The 13,943-nt window shown below is 42.2% G+C and carries 12 protein-coding genes; 5 read left to right on the top strand and 7 right to left on the bottom strand.

Translation table 11 applies throughout. The features are described from left to right. Window positions 1-54: 54 nt before the first annotated feature. Window positions 55-519 carry an 8-oxo-dGTP diphosphatase gene (locus AC4HAO_RS01900; RefSeq protein ID WP_491092422.1) on the bottom strand — a complete coding sequence of 155 codons (465 nt, stop codon included), beginning with the start codon at window positions 517-519 and terminating at the stop codon, window positions 55-57. A 12-nt stretch (window positions 520-531) separates the two neighbouring features. Beyond that, window positions 532-1,257 (bottom strand): DUF554 domain-containing protein, encoded by a 726-nt coding sequence (locus AC4HAO_RS01895; RefSeq protein WP_491092423.1) that lies wholly within the window; start codon window positions 1,255-1,257, stop codon window positions 532-534. A gap of 322 nt (window positions 1,258-1,579) precedes the next feature. Between AC4HAO_RS01895 and AC4HAO_RS01890 the strand changes: the two genes are divergently transcribed. After that, window positions 1,580-2,173: a class I SAM-dependent methyltransferase gene (locus tag AC4HAO_RS01890; RefSeq protein WP_491134401.1), complete on the top strand. Its 594-nt coding sequence runs from the start codon at window positions 1,580-1,582 to the stop codon at window positions 2,171-2,173. Window positions 2,174-2,549: 376 nt separating this feature from the next. Here AC4HAO_RS01890 and uvrB read toward each other — a convergent pair whose 3' ends face one another. After that, window positions 2,550-4,541, bottom strand: coding sequence for an excinuclease ABC subunit UvrB (gene uvrB, locus AC4HAO_RS01885; RefSeq protein WP_491092425.1), 1,992 nt, complete (start codon window positions 4,539-4,541; stop codon window positions 2,550-2,552). Between the two features lie 181 nt (window positions 4,542-4,722). Between uvrB and AC4HAO_RS01880 the strand changes: the two genes are divergently transcribed. Together AC4HAO_RS01880 and AC4HAO_RS01875 are read left to right on the top strand one after the other, a co-directional pair. After that, complete coding sequence (locus AC4HAO_RS01880; protein WP_491134400.1) at window positions 4,723-6,915, top strand: ABC transporter substrate-binding protein/permease; 2,193 nt, start codon at window positions 4,723-4,725, stop codon at window positions 6,913-6,915. After that, the gene (locus tag AC4HAO_RS01875; RefSeq protein ID WP_491134399.1) at window positions 6,915-7,655 is read left to right on the top strand and encodes an amino acid ABC transporter ATP-binding protein; all 741 of its coding nucleotides are present in this window, start codon (window positions 6,915-6,917) and stop codon (window positions 7,653-7,655) included. Before AC4HAO_RS01880 ends, AC4HAO_RS01875 begins: the two co-directional genes overlap by 1 nt. Before the next feature lie 80 nt (window positions 7,656-7,735). Here the strand turns inward: AC4HAO_RS01875 and AC4HAO_RS01870 are convergent, their stop codons facing one another. After that, a complete protein-coding gene (locus tag AC4HAO_RS01870) occupies window positions 7,736-8,524 on the bottom strand; it encodes a carbonic anhydrase (RefSeq protein ID WP_447452439.1) in 789 nt (262 codons plus the stop codon). Between the two features lie 533 nt (window positions 8,525-9,057). Between AC4HAO_RS01870 and AC4HAO_RS01865 the strand changes: the two genes are divergently transcribed. Further along, a complete protein-coding gene (locus AC4HAO_RS01865; RefSeq protein ID WP_491134398.1) occupies window positions 9,058-10,563 on the top strand; it encodes an ATP-binding cassette domain-containing protein in 1,506 nt (501 codons plus the stop codon). Between the two features lie 731 nt (window positions 10,564-11,294). Here AC4HAO_RS01865 and AC4HAO_RS01860 read toward each other — a convergent pair. The 3 genes from AC4HAO_RS01860 to AC4HAO_RS01850 all read right to left on the bottom strand — a co-directional run bounded on the left by AC4HAO_RS01860 (window position 11,295) and on the right by AC4HAO_RS01850 (window position 13,396). Beyond that, the gene (locus AC4HAO_RS01860; protein ID WP_491134397.1) at window positions 11,295-11,477 is read right to left on the bottom strand and encodes a hypothetical protein; all 183 of its coding nucleotides are present in this window, start codon (window positions 11,475-11,477) and stop codon (window positions 11,295-11,297) included. Between the two features lie 143 nt (window positions 11,478-11,620). Further along, window positions 11,621-12,934, bottom strand: a complete 1,314-nt coding sequence (gene obgE, locus AC4HAO_RS01855) for a GTPase ObgE (RefSeq protein WP_491134396.1) — start codon at window positions 12,932-12,934, stop codon at window positions 11,621-11,623. 333 nt (window positions 12,935-13,267) lie between these two features. Then, window positions 13,268-13,396: a DUF4044 domain-containing protein gene (locus AC4HAO_RS01850; RefSeq protein WP_447452374.1), complete on the bottom strand. Its 129-nt coding sequence runs from the start codon at window positions 13,394-13,396 to the stop codon at window positions 13,268-13,270. Between the two features lie 251 nt (window positions 13,397-13,647). On the opposite strand from AC4HAO_RS01850, the gene AC4HAO_RS01845 reads away from it, so the two are divergent. Next, complete coding sequence (locus tag AC4HAO_RS01845) at window positions 13,648-13,869, top strand: hypothetical protein (protein ID WP_491134395.1); 222 nt, start codon at window positions 13,648-13,650, stop codon at window positions 13,867-13,869. Window positions 13,870-13,943 lie beyond the last annotated feature (74 nt).

The following is a 13,943-nucleotide window of genomic DNA, read 5'->3' as shown; positions in this document are numbered from 1 at the left end:
ATACTATTTTAGATTATAAAAATACATCTGTCAAGCCGAGATCGGATAGATGCTTCAATAAAAATTTTTACGACGATTGCCGTCTTCTTGATCCTCATAGACGTACTCCGATAATCTATCTTCATCAAAAACACGTAAAAGGTTAAGCATATCGTAGGCTAAATCCATGTGCGGCAGGTCTTTACGATTAACCCATTTAACTTCTCCTTCCTCTGATGAACGCAGTTCTCCTGAGTAGAAAGAAGCCTTGTAGAGAAAAACCAGATAACGGATGCCTTCATTTGTATACCAGTGCTTCATCCCCACTAATTGAGGATGCTGGATGGTCAGACCAGTCTCTTCAAAAATCTCACGGACAACAGCATCGTGAAGGGACTCTCTTACTTCGACGTGTCCGCCCGGCAGAGCTGCCCCAGACCAAGAATATCGCTCAGGATCGCGAAACTGCATGACAATATTTCCCTTACCGTCCTCAATCAAACACATATTAGTCAAAATAACTTCCTGACTGCGTGCCATGACTTTGCCTCCTTACAGTAATGGTAAAATCCAACTGACCCAGCCCCAACTAATAGGCATAATCAGCAGCATAGCTGGAATCATATCAGCCGTTGGGAACATCTTGACTTGAATAATTCGGAAACCTGTTGCCACCATGAGAAAACCACCACAAGCTGTAAAGTCACCAATAACCTCCTGTGTTGTCAAGGGAACAATAATACCCGCTAAATAATAAAGAACCGTAAAAATAAGAAATTGCGGCAAAGCAATAGCGGCAACGACATACCCTAGGTTACAGGCAAAGATAGCTGCCGTGAAAAAATCCAGAATCGATTTAGAAATCAAAATACTGGCGTCACCAGTCATCCCATTGACCAAACTACCGTAAATACCAGTTCCACTGGCACAAAAAAGAACAATAACTGTTACCAGATCAGCTAAAAAACGTTCTTTAGGCAAATCAGACTTGGAAGGAAAAATTTTAGACATTCCCTTCTCTAAAAAGAGGCCGCCTCGGTTAATCCATTTGTCAAAATCAAGCACAAGCCCCACAATGGTCCCTAGTACAACCGCAAAGACAACAGCAGGCATATAGGACATTTTGGTAATGGAAGCAATTCCCATTCCCATAGAACACACACCAAAAATCATGTTCATCTTAACCTTAAAATCATCATCCAAATGATGACCGAACGAGCCACCCAAAAGGCCGCCCAAGATGATGGAGAGACTATTTACGATAACGCCTAAAGGCATATCAACACTTCCTTTTTAGCTTTAATTAAATCTTATTTTAGCACGACCAAGGACAAAAATAAAGATAACTAAGCCGTCACATTTCTATCAAAGCTACATTTACCAATTCACACTAACCGTTTTTTCGATTCGTCAAAGCCTTTTTCGACCAATAAATTAGCTCTGAAGACATAACCTATTTTCAATCTGCCTTATCTACTCATATTGCTACCGATTTTTACTCTCCAATATTCCTAAGAATGGTACAAAATCCTTGCCAAGCACCGGACCACTATCTAATGAACATTGACTTTAACAGAAAAATCGCTATAATAAAGCCATCATGTCTACTCTTATCAATTATTTAATTACGCAATCGAAAAAACCTTCTGGCTTTGTTGGCCGTATTCTCACTAAAATCTGGTCCTCTTATTTTCAAAAATTGAGTCTGTGGACCCTCGATTTAACAGATATTCCACAAAGAACTGCCATTCTGGATATTGGTTTTGGCGGTGGGAGTAACATCAAAACGATAGCCAGCCTAGCTAAAAAATCAACTATCTACGGCATCGATGCTTCTAAAGAAGCTTATAAGCAAGCCAGCAAAGTCAACCAGCACCTTATCCAAAAAGGCCAGGTTCAGCTTCGTCTTGCTGACGTTGCGTCGCTTCCTTTTCAAGACCAAAGCTTTGACCTCATCATCGCGACACAAACCCATATATATTGGAGTGAATTAGATAACGGACTTTCAGAATGTGCTCGTGTTTTAAAAGAGGATGGTCAGTTGCTCATCAGCACTGAAAAAAATAAAATTGACTACCATCTACCAGCTTATAGAGAGTCATCTGACTTTACAGCTTTATTAAAACAAGTAGGTTTTCGAAAAGTCACCGTCAAAATTGATCAAACCTATATCGGATTTATTTGTCAAAAATAAGCAGAGCTACTGCACTAGCTCTGCTTATTTTTGTCTTTCGAAAGAGTCTGGTAGAAAAGTCTAGACTCGTTAGCATTGTTCTAGATTCACCATGACGCAGTGGTTGGAAATAAGACTTGTTGATTATGCTAAGAAGTTTTACCTCTGCACAGTTCATTAGGTGCTTTAGCACCCAATGAACCACTTGCTGATTGGCCATCCTTATCTTGGGGCTCGGTCCCATTTTCAGGCGCCACCCAAAAATAGGAAGGTGGCGGAGATTTGAGCCTTAAAATAGGAGAACGAAGAAAATCAAAATCGTGATTTTATCACGATTTACCGATTGAATTCTACTCTCTCCGTTATAAGAAAGTTTCCTGACTCTCAGTACTTAATCCTAATCCATGGCCTTCAGCTCCAGTACCATATCACGGATCTGAGCGGCCAGTTCGAAGTCAAGCAGCTCGGCGGCTTCCTGCATTTCCTTTTGGAGCTTCTTGATAGCTTCTTGGCGCTCCTTCTTGGACATGGTCGAAACATCCATCTCTTCTGCCACTTGAGTTTCCTCGTTGGTTTTGGTAATAGCAATAAGGTCACGGATTTCCTTTTTAATGGTCTGCGGAACGATACCGTGCTCATCATTATAAGCCATCTGAATTTCCCGACGACGGGCAGTTTCATCCATAGCCTTTTGCATAGACTCTGTCACCGTATCTGCATACATGATAACGTGCCCCTCGCTATTTCGGGCAGCACGACCTATGGTCTGGATGAGACCTCGTTCGTTGCGTAAGAATCCTTCCTTATCAGCGTCCAGGATGGCAATCAAACTGACCTCAGGTACATCGATTCCTTCTCGCAGGAGATTGATCCCAATGAGAACATCAAAGATCCCAAGCCGCAAATCACGAATAATCTCCGTCCGCTCCAGCGTCTTGATATCGCTGTGCATATACTTAACCTTGACTCCCATCTCTTTGAGATAGTCGGTCAGGTCCTCTGCCATCTTTTTAGTGAGAGTCGTGATAAAGGTACGTTCCCCTTTTTCGGCACGAATGGTAATTTCACCTAGCAGGTCATCCATCTGCCCCATAGTAGGACGGACTTCAACCTCGGGGTCTAGGAGTCCTGTCGGACGAATAATCTGCTCTATCACTGTGTCAGTCTGTTCCATCTCATAGTCACCCGGGGTGGCAGATACGTAGACAATCTGGTGAACATGACTTTCAAATTCCTCACGGCGTAAAGGGCGATTGTCCAGAGCACTGGGGAGACGGAAACCATAATTAACCAACATCTCCTTGCGGGAACGGTCACCATTGTACATACCCTTGATCTGTCCCATTGTCATGTGGCTTTCATCAATCATGATGAGGAAATCCTCTGGGAAGAAATCCAGCAAGGTATAAGGCGGCTCTCCTTCACTGCGCCCATCCATGTGACGGGAATAGTTTTCGACACCATTAGTATAGCCCATCTCACGCAGCATCTCAATATCATAGTCCGTCCGCTGTTTGAGGCGCTGAGCTTCCAGAAGCTTACCTTCGGATTCAAAGAGCTGCAGCTGCTGCTCCAATTCTGCCTGAATTTTGCGGATAGCCACCTCCATATGCTCATCATTGGTCATAAAGTGGGTGGCTGGAAAAATAGCTAGGTGATCAACTTCACCAAGATTGTGGCCAGTTAAAGCATCAATCTCCCGAATACGATCGATTTCATCCCCGAAAAATTCGATACGAAAAGCATGCTGGTCACGGCTGGCTGGGAAGACCTCAACCACATCGCCCCGAACTCGGAAGCGCCCCCGTTGGAAATCAATGTCATTGCGTTCAAATTGAATATCAACCAAATCATTGAGCAGCTGATCGCGTGAGATTTCTTGACCTGGCCGTAGACTGACCACACTATCTGAATATTCTTTTGGTGATCCCAGACCGTAGATACAGCTGACGGAGGCTACAACGATAACATCGTTGCGCTCCAAAAGTGCTGATGTAGCCGAGTGGCGAAGCTTATCAATTTCATCATTGACCGAGCTATCCTTTTCAATATAGGTATCGGACGAAGGGACGTAAGCCTCTGGCTGGTAATAATCATAGTAAGAGACGAAGTACTCCACAGCATTGTCAGGGAAAAACTCCTTAAATTCCCCATAGAGCTGACCCGCTAAGGTCTTGTTATGGGCGATAACTAGGGTTGGCTTGTTGACCTTGCTGATGACTTGGCTCATGGTATAGGTCTTTCCTGTCCCTGTTGCACCTAGTAATATTTGAGCCTTCTCACCACCCTCAATATTATCGACCAGCTGCTCAATAGCTTGCGGTTGGTCGCCAGATGGTTGGTATTTTGATACTAGTTTAAACTGATGATTTTCGGTTCTATCAATCATAACATTCTTCTTTTCTAATATATTTTCAACTTCTATTTTAGCACAGTTCAACAGCTCAAATCCAATTATTAGATAGCAAACTTATGTTAGGTTTTCTAACATAAGCTCGACAAAAATTTGCCTAGCCCCCTATTTTCTGGTAGAATGAAGGTGTATCTTACTATCATATAAGGAGACAATCATGAAGAATAAACTGCTGACACTCCTTCTGAGTGTTCTGTCAGCCTTCTTTATTTTCAGTGGACCGGTTAAGGCTGACGATAAGATTTCAATTGTGTCGGATACAGCTTATGCCCCCTTTGAATTTAAAGATTCTGACCAAACTTACAAAGGAATTGATGTTGATATCATCAAGGAAGTTGCCAAACGCTCAGGCTGGGACTACAAACAGACCTATCCTGGTTTTGATGCAGCCGTCAATGCCGTTCAATCTGGTCAGGCTGATGCCCTTATGGCAGGAACAACTGTGACAGATGCGCGTAAAAAGGTCTTTAAATTCTCAGATACTTACTATGACACATCGATTGTTGTCTATACTAAATCGGGAACAACTAGTATTTCTTCTTATGACCAGTTAAAAGGAAAAACAGTTGGTGTTAAAAACGGAACAGCTGCCCAAACCTGGTTGGATGAGCACGCCAAGCAATACGGTTACACCGTTAAAACCTTTGATACTAGCGATCTGATGAATAACAGCCTGGATCAAGGTGCTGTTGATGCTGCTATGGATGATAAACCCGTTGTCCAATTCGCTATTAAGCAAGGCAAGCAATACGATATGAATATGGAAGGTGAGTCGGTCGGCAGTTTTGCTTTTGCCGTAAAAAAAGGCAGTAAAAAGGCCTACTTAATTGATGATTTCAACAAAGCACTCGCAGCCATGAAAAAAGATGGCACCTATGACAAAATCATGAAAAAATGGTTGGGAGACACCGTTAATGAAAATTCAACGACGCCTTCTTCAAAGCTTCACTTAACTGGTGATGCCAGCCAAAAAGCGACACCGGTAAAAAATACTTACACCATCGTTCTCGATTCCTCTTTTGCTCCATTTGAATATCAAAACGGCGCTGGTAAGTACACTGGTATCGATGTCGAATTAATTAAAGCCATCGCTAAGCAGCAAGGTTTCAAGGTAAAACTTCAGTATCCAGGTTTTGACGCTGCCCTCAATGCTGTTCAATCCAGCCAAGCTGACGCTGTGATAGCAGGGATGACCATTACTGATGAACGTAAAAATACCTTTGATTTCTCGGATGCCTATTACTCCGCTAACATTACCGTTGCGGTGCCTTCAAAATCTAAGGTTAGCCAATACACCGACCTGAAAGGGCAAACGGTTGGTGCCAAAAAGGGAACAGCCTCTTATGACTGGCTGACTCAACATGCTGATCAATACGGCTTCAAGGTCCGCGCCTATGACGATGGCTCTACCTTATATGACAGCCTGCAAAACGGTTCTGTTAACGCTATTATGGACGACGAAGCTGTCCTTAAGTATGCTATCAAACAAGGTCGTAAATTCAAAACTCCAATCAAAGGTGAGGCATCAGGAGATATTGGATTTGCAGTTAAGAAAGGCTCTAACCCTGAATTAGTCCAAATGTTCAACAACGGCCTGGCAGCCTTGGTTAAGTCGGGCAAATACGATAAGATTGTCAACAAATACTTAGCAACTGATAAAAGTAAGAAAAAATCAGCGGATGAAACAACTATCGTCGGTTTGATTCAAAACAACTACAAGCAGTTGCTAACTGGTTTATGGATTACCGTTGGTTTGACCCTCCTATCGTTTGCTATTGCTATGCTCATTGGTGTCATCTTTGGTATGATGGCTGTTGCTCCAAGTAAAACTCTTCGAACTATCGCCCAAGTCTTTGTCGATGTTGTCCGCGGTATTCCTCTTATGATTGTAGCAGCCTTCATCTACTGGGGTATTCCAAATCTAATCGAATCTATTACAGGACAGCAGTCTCCTATTAATGATTTCGTTGCCGCTACAATCGCTCTGTCTCTCAACGGCGGTGCTTACATTGCTGAAATTGTCCGCGGCGGTATCGAAGCCGTACCTAAAGGTCAGATGGAAGCCAGTCGCAGTCTGGGTATTCCTTACCGCACCACTATGCGCAAGGTTATTTTGCCTCAGGCTGTGCGCGTCATGCTACCTAACTTTATCAATCAATTCGTCATCTCACTCAAAGATACCACTATCGTATCGGCTATCGGTCTGGTAGAACTTTTCCAAACAGGTAAGATTATCATTGCCCGCAATTATCAATCCTTCCGAATGTACGCAATTTTAGCTCTTATCTACCTGGTTATCATTACCCTATTGACCCGCTTGGCAAAACGATTAGAAAGGAAGCTTAAATAATGGCAGACTTGAAAATTGATGTGCAGAATCTCCATAAATCTTATGGTGAAAACGAAGTATTAAAGGGAATTTCTGCCCAATTCAAGGAGGGTGATGTTGTTTGTATCATCGGTCCTTCTGGTTCTGGAAAATCAACTTTCCTGAGAACACTGAATCTTTTAGAATCCATTACAAGCGGTCGGGTCTTTGTAGATGGCTATGAACTATCTGACCCTAAAACTAATGTCGATAAGGTACGCGAAAATATCGGCATGGTCTTCCAACACTTTAACCTTTTTCCACATATGACTGTTCTGGACAATATTACTTTTGCTCCTATAGAACTAGGAAAAATGTCCAAGGAAGAGGCCGAAAAAGTCGGTATAGATTTACTAGAAAAGGTTGGCTTATCAGATAAGCGCGACGTCAGTCCTGAAAGCCTTTCAGGAGGGCAAAAGCAGCGTGTTGCTATCGCTCGCAGTCTAGCTATGAATCCTGACATTATGCTTTTTGATGAACCAACATCAGCCCTCGACCCTGAAATGGTCGGCGATGTTCTCAATGTTATGCGAGACTTAGCTGAGCAAGGAATGACCATGTTGATTGTCACCCATGAAATGGGCTTTGCCCGCAAGGTTGCTAACCGCGTTATATTCACTGATGGCGGTCAATTCCTTGAAGACGGTTCACCAGAGCAAATCTTTGATAATCCTCAGCATCCCCGTCTCAAAGAATTTTTAGACAAGGTATTGAATGCTTAACTCTCAAAAAGAACCTGCGGCGCTGTCTCAGGTTCTTTTTTCAGGGAAAATTACAAAATATCAATCAGCTACTAGTATGACTATTCCTTGATTTCACGTCCATTTAAATCTTGAATTGGCCTGTTGTTATCAAAACCAATAGTTTTAGAAAATTTATTCACTTGCTTTTTACTGATAGTTTCTGGTGTTTTAAAAACAATCCAGTTAACACCTTCGGTGCAGGGAGGAGTTGTTAAAGAACCTTCAAAATTATAATAATCTAAGCTTTTAGGAAAGAGTTTGTTCACAGTAATTGCCTTGGATAATTTACTTGGCTTATTGACAGCTTTAGGTAGCTTTTTCCAAATTTTCTTTAATTTTCCATTTTCCTTACCATACTGATAAAGGACTGAAATAACGGTAATTTCACCATCTTTAGTTTTATAAACAAAATGCCCCTCTAAAGGATAAGAACGCCCATTTATTTCATTTTCACCTGGTGCATGGAAATGAAATTGTTCAAGTGTATAAGTTTTACCTTCAAAAGTTAGGGTGTTTTGGGGTTCTTTGAAACTAACTTCAATAGTATGGCCGTTGTTTTCAATAGTAGCTTTAGATGCCTTACTATGCAAATCAAGAGCAGGTAAATCAACATCGGTAGCACCTGTAATATTAATTGGAGATTGCATTTGACCGTTTCCTTGGTAATCTTCCGTTACCTCCCCCCAATGCTCTGGGGAAGTGCTTCCCGTATATCCCCACTGCTGATGGCCATGAGCATGGACTTGTCCATCTAGAGCTAAAACCGTTAAAACTAGGGAACATAAAACTGTAAGCAACACTAAGTAGTTTCTTTTCATCCTTCTTGACTCCTCACTATGATTATAAATAACCGCTTCAATTCCATTAAATTCCATTTTTGCTACTGCCTATTCATAGAGCCTCACCTCCCTACAACTATATCTATAGTAGTTTTTCATATTAATGCCCTACGATAGAATATCATACTCCAAAAATCATAAAAATCTGTTAAATTTCTGATAATTTTCCTAAAAATAGAACTTCCGTCTCATCATTGGGGTGCAGTACCATGTCAAGGCGTTTTTCGTATTTCCAAGATTAATAATCTTCTTCTACTCCTTGTCCTACCCAAACTTTATGGTATAATAAAAACAAATAAGACGGAGGTAAAGGTGCATTGAACAATTAATTTTCTTCTCATTTGATTTCAATTCTTTACGGTTATTGCTTGATGCCGGTTCGTTTAGAATGAAATCACCAAAGTGATAGTATCCTTAAACCAGAAGAAAATTTTTGTGTGCATTGATTCCAATACTTGACTAGTTTCTGGTCTTTTTGTGCAACCAACAAGTTCTACTGGATAAGGTAGGACTTGTTTTTTAATCCTTGTACGGAGGCCTTTATGCTACAAATACAAAATTTAACCATTATCCAAGAAAAAGATTGGCATACTCTGATTGAAAAATTAACGATGACCATCAATGCCGGTGACAAGGTGGCAATTATCGGAGAAGAAGGCACTGGCAAATCAACTCTGCTCCAATACATCTATTCGCCTGAGCTCATTGCAAATTATACCAACGTATCAGGACAGATCGCCAATCACTTCTGTGCCATGGGCTACTTGCCTCAAACCTTACCTCAGGAAGACAATCCATTATCTATTAGAGACTACCTCTACAAAGACATAAACTATGACTTATTCGACTTCCATCTGCTTTATCAATTCGCGGCAACCCTGCACTTTGACAGTCAGCGTTTTGAGGACGACAAACAGACGGTCGGACAACTTTCAGGTGGTGAAAAAATCAAACTCCAGCTCTTAAAAATTCTAGCCCATCAACCCGACCTGCTCTTGCTGGATGAACCGTCTAGCGATTTAGATATAGAAACCTTGACTTGGTTGGAACATTTTATCGCCCAAAGCCCCTTGACGATTCTTTTTATCTCCCACGATGAACAATTGCTCAGCAAGACTGCGACCCATATCATTCACTTGGAGCAAATCAAAAAAGGAAGTCAAGCTCAATCGACCAGCTCTGCTCTTGATTACAAAACTTACAAAAACAACCGTCAGGAAGCACGGATGAAGCAGGAAAAAACAGCACGGAAAGAGCGCGAGAAGCAACAAGAACGCTTAGAAAAACTCAATCGTGCCAAATCTGCAGTACGACACGACCTAACAGTCACAAAGAATGACGTTCAAGGACGCCTGCTTTCTAAAAAAATGAAAAACTTGCTATCACGGGAAAAACGTTTTAACCGAGAAGCGGAAAACTTCACTGAATTACCTGACAACCCCGATACAATTGGTCTCTTCTTTGCAGATAGTGAGCCTCTGCCAGCTCAGAAAGTACTTCTATCCTATCACGCAGAAAAGCTAATCACTGGCCAAGTCATTGATCTAACCATCAAAGGCCAAGAAAAAATCGCTCTCATCGGTCGCAATGGAATTGGCAAGACCATGCTCATCCGAAAAATCTATCAGGATTTGACAGCTAAGACTGGCATTTCTGTTGGCTATCTGCCCCAAGAATACACAGAAACAATTGACCAAAACCAGACAGCCCTAAACTTCCTCAATCAAACCGGCCGTGAAGAAGAAGCACGCACACTACTAGCCAGTCTCAAATTCAATCGCAAGGAAATTCTCCATCCTATCAGTGAGCTATCAGGCGGACAAAAAGCCAAGCTTTTCTTGGCAAAAATGGTCTTTGAACGCAATAACGTCCTGCTCCTTGATGAACCAACCCGACACTTCTCTCCTACTTCTCAACCAGAAATCAGACGACTTCTTACAGACTATCCAGGTGCTATCATCAGCATCTCGCATGACCGCACTTTTATTGAGCAAGTAACCCAGACGACTTATCAACTAACCAAAGATAAACTTATCCGGCAAAAATAATGGAGAGCATGGGCCACAAGCTCACCCGTAATCAAAAAACGAACAATGTTAGAATTTTAATCATGTGACATTCATCATTGTTCGCTTTATAGCTTATGACTGGTGGAATGAGAGTTGGTCATAAGGAATTGCTAAAATGAAAACCTTTGCTTCCCGACTCTTTCAAAAAGGAGTGGAATCAACCCCAAAATCGAAAATTTTGGATCTCACCACGTCCTGGTTTTAAGGTGGTGACCTGAAACAGTCTCTCCTAAGACCGTTTTTGACACTTGCTTTGCAAGCTTCATTTCCCGATTAAAAAAGGTCTCCCAGACCTTTTTAACCCACCTCCGAACCTTTTGAGGCTGGAAATAAGAGGAACGATGGTCATCATTTTAGGTTTTCCGCTTTGGTCTTGGCCCTTGCAGCAAAAAGAAAACCAGCCAGCAGTGATTTATTAAGGCTGAAAAAATATTCCAGCCTTCTATTTCTTGCAGTAATGACAGTTTGACGCTGTGGTTGGGAGTAAGACTTGTCGGCCATGCCAAGAAATCTTACCCCTGCACAATTCATTAGGGGCTTTAGCACCAATGAACCACTGCTGTTGGCTTTCTGTAACTGGAGCTTCTTAGTTTTTAAGCAGCCAACTTAAATAGCCACTGGACTGTTTAACTACCATGCAAATGATAGCGGTCAACCACTGTGCTCCAAGAATTTATTTCAAAAGAGAAATACTGGACGCGTTTTTTGCCCTACTCTCTATCTTCTTTATTTTTAGCAGCCCGATCCGTTTCCTTCTTCTCTCGCTCTAAGCGCAGCTTACGGTTGGGGTTAAGCTTGTTAAATAATTCTTCTAACTTTTCAGCATTCCAGACATCAGCTGCGGAAACAAAATTGCCATCCTTGTCTTTAAATGATATTGGTTTATCTCCCATAAAATTACCTCACGTGTTTGAATTAGTAAATAACCAGACTGAAGCGGCCTACTTAGTACACAGTCTTCACCGCACCTCTATCCAAAAGGTTACGGCGTAAGAAAAACGATTCGCTTTTCGAACTAGCAAGGTCCCTAGAGAAATTAATCCACAAATTCAAATTCAAAATTGCCAATACGAACCAGATCACCATCTTTAGCACCGCGCTCACGCAAAGCCTGGTCAACACCCATACCGCGCAATTGGCGAGCGAATTTCATAAGAGATTCGTCACGCTCTAAATTGGTCATGACAAAGAGTTTTTCCAGCTTAGCCCCAGACAATACCCAAGTCGCATCATCGTCACGCGAGATTTCAAATGGCTGTTCGTCAGCGTCAAAGCCATAGTAGGCTTCCTCTTGTTCCATATCTTCTTCACTGTAGAGCAAAAACTCATCCGTTTGGTCAAGCAACTCTGCCGTCGCTTCTAATAAATTTTCCAAGCCTTGATGCGCCAAGCTTGAGATTGGGAAAATCATAGGAAGATCTTCAAACTCACCGTAATTAGCAGCAAGTTTTTCCTTAAAAATCTTGAGATTTTCCTGCGCTTCAGGCATATCCATCTTGTTAGCCACAATAATCTGCGGACGCTCCATGAGGCGAAGATTATAGGCTTCCAATTCATTGTTGATAGAAAGGTAGTCTTCATAAGGATCACGCCCTTCAGAAGCAGACATATCAACCACATGCAGGATCACGCGGGTGCGCTCAATGTGGCGGAGGAACTGAGTTCCAAGTCCAACACCTTGACTGGCCCCTTCAATAAGACCAGGTAAATCCGCCATAGCAAAGCTCTCACCCGATTTAGTACGTACCATCCCAAGATTAGGCACAATAGTTGTAAAGTGGTAGGCTCCTATTTTAGGCTTAGCTGCTGTCACTACGCTAAGCAAGGTTGACTTCCCAACCGAAGGAAAACCGACCAATCCAACATCGGCAAGAATTTTCAGCTCTAACTGAAGCTTACGTTCTTCTCCTGGTTCCCCATTTTCAGAGATTTCCGGTGCCGGATTGCGTGGTGTTGCAAAGCGGATATTTCCACGTCCACCGCGGCCACCTCTAGCAACCACGAATTCTTGACCATTCTCAACTAAATCAGTCAGAATCTTGCCAGTTTCAGCATCGCGCACCGTTGTACCGGGTGGAATAGCAACAATGAGGTCCTCAGCACCACGTCCGTGCATCCCCTTAGTCATCCCCTTATCACCATTTTTAGCCTTGAACTTACGGTTATAACGAAAATCCATCAGAGTACGCAAACCTTCATCTACCTTAAAGATAACCGAGCCACCCTTGCCGCCATCGCCGCCCCACGGTCCACCATTAGGGACATATTTCTCACGGCGAAAGGCCACCATACCATCACCGCCACGACCGGCTTTGACGCTGATCTTAGCTGTATCCAAAAACATACTCATTCAAATTAGTTCCTATCTTGTAAATTCTAAAAAAGGAGTGAGACAGACAGCTGACTCTGCTCCCAATAATCTCTGAACATTGCCCAATTGATTGTTCGAGGTACGCTCCGCGCAAAGGTCTAAATAGACCTTTCCTCTTTTTATTTTCAACCTCAACAAATCCATCGGATTAACTTTAGTTGCTCACTAGACAAACGCTATTTCAACTTTTCAGCAAACCGTAGAGAATCTCATCACTGTCTTTGGAACACTGATCACTACCGCTATTAGTATTAGCGCCGGCAAAATTTAAGGCCAGAACACCTTTGTCCCAGCCCCTTAACGTTTAACGCCTTAGAAAATAGCAGCTAATGCTCCTAAAACAATAGCAGCGACCGTTACAATGATCATGATCAGCATAACAAAGCGCGTTAAATGTTCAAATCCTGTCTTCTTTCGTGAGCCATTATCTCCAAAAGCCATACTTTTTCTACCTCTTTATTACATTATTCTTACTTATCTTATCATGATTACTGAGATTAAGCAACTCAAGACCTCTTTTACAAAAGCTCCATATACCTCTACTGCAATCATCTTTGTTGGAGTTGCTATATACAAAATCTACTGCTCACACCAACGAGAAGCATTGTCTGCTAACTGGGAGATCACCACAAAAACTGTCTAGCTGTCACAATGATCTTGCTAGGAGATCTGAGGAGCTAACCTGACTATCCATGACTGCAAAGACCATCTGGCATATTCGGCATTTCATCAAAAAAGCAAGGATTATGAAAAAAGTGAGACAAAAATCAGTAAATCGTGATGGAGTCACAATTTTGATTTTCTTCGTTCTCCCATTTTCAGACGCCAATCTGGTAGACCTAGAAATCATAACCACTCGTCAAACGGGTGGTTTGAACAAGGGCTATAAGCCCAAAATACCAGCCAGCGCCTAAAGACGCTGGCTTTCACTTTGTTCAAGCCTCATTGCTCTTGACTCTCGTCACCAGCCTCTTAAAGAGGCATTCGT

It is taken from the genome of Streptococcus sp. ELY_137, assembly GCF_058314515.1.
Note: the sequence above shows the minus strand (reverse complement) of the source record. Positions and strands in the feature narration are given on the sequence as shown.

What these genes read in the sequence shown, in the direction of transcription:
- AC4HAO_RS01850 (WP_447452374.1), bottom strand. Translation starts at nt 13,396, where the DNA reads ATGGCTTTTGGAGATAATGGCTCACGAAAGAAGACAGGATTTGAACAT.
- AC4HAO_RS01845 (WP_491134395.1), top strand. Translation starts at nt 13,648, where the DNA reads ATGACTGCAAAGACCATCTGGCATATTCGGCATTTCATCAAAAAAGCA.
- AC4HAO_RS01860 (WP_491134397.1), bottom strand. Translation starts at nt 11,477, where the DNA reads ATGGGAGATAAACCAATATCATTTAAAGACAAGGATGGCAATTTTGTT.
- AC4HAO_RS01880 (WP_491134400.1), top strand. Translation starts at nt 4,723, where the DNA reads ATGAAGAATAAACTGCTGACACTCCTTCTGAGTGTTCTGTCAGCCTTC.
- AC4HAO_RS01865 (WP_491134398.1), top strand. Translation starts at nt 9,058, where the DNA reads ATGCTACAAATACAAAATTTAACCATTATCCAAGAAAAAGATTGGCAT.
- obgE (WP_491134396.1), bottom strand. Translation starts at nt 12,934, where the DNA reads ATGAGTATGTTTTTGGATACAGCTAAGATCAGCGTCAAAGCCGGTCGT.
- AC4HAO_RS01900 (WP_491092422.1), bottom strand. Translation starts at nt 519, where the DNA reads ATGGCACGCAGTCAGGAAGTTATTTTGACTAATATGTGTTTGATTGAG.
- AC4HAO_RS01875 (WP_491134399.1), top strand. Translation starts at nt 6,915, where the DNA reads ATGGCAGACTTGAAAATTGATGTGCAGAATCTCCATAAATCTTATGGT.
- AC4HAO_RS01890 (WP_491134401.1), top strand. Translation starts at nt 1,580, where the DNA reads ATGTCTACTCTTATCAATTATTTAATTACGCAATCGAAAAAACCTTCT.
- uvrB (WP_491092425.1), bottom strand. Translation starts at nt 4,541, where the DNA reads ATGATTGATAGAACCGAAAATCATCAGTTTAAACTAGTATCAAAATAC.
- AC4HAO_RS01895 (WP_491092423.1), bottom strand. Translation starts at nt 1,257, where the DNA reads ATGCCTTTAGGCGTTATCGTAAATAGTCTCTCCATCATCTTGGGCGGC.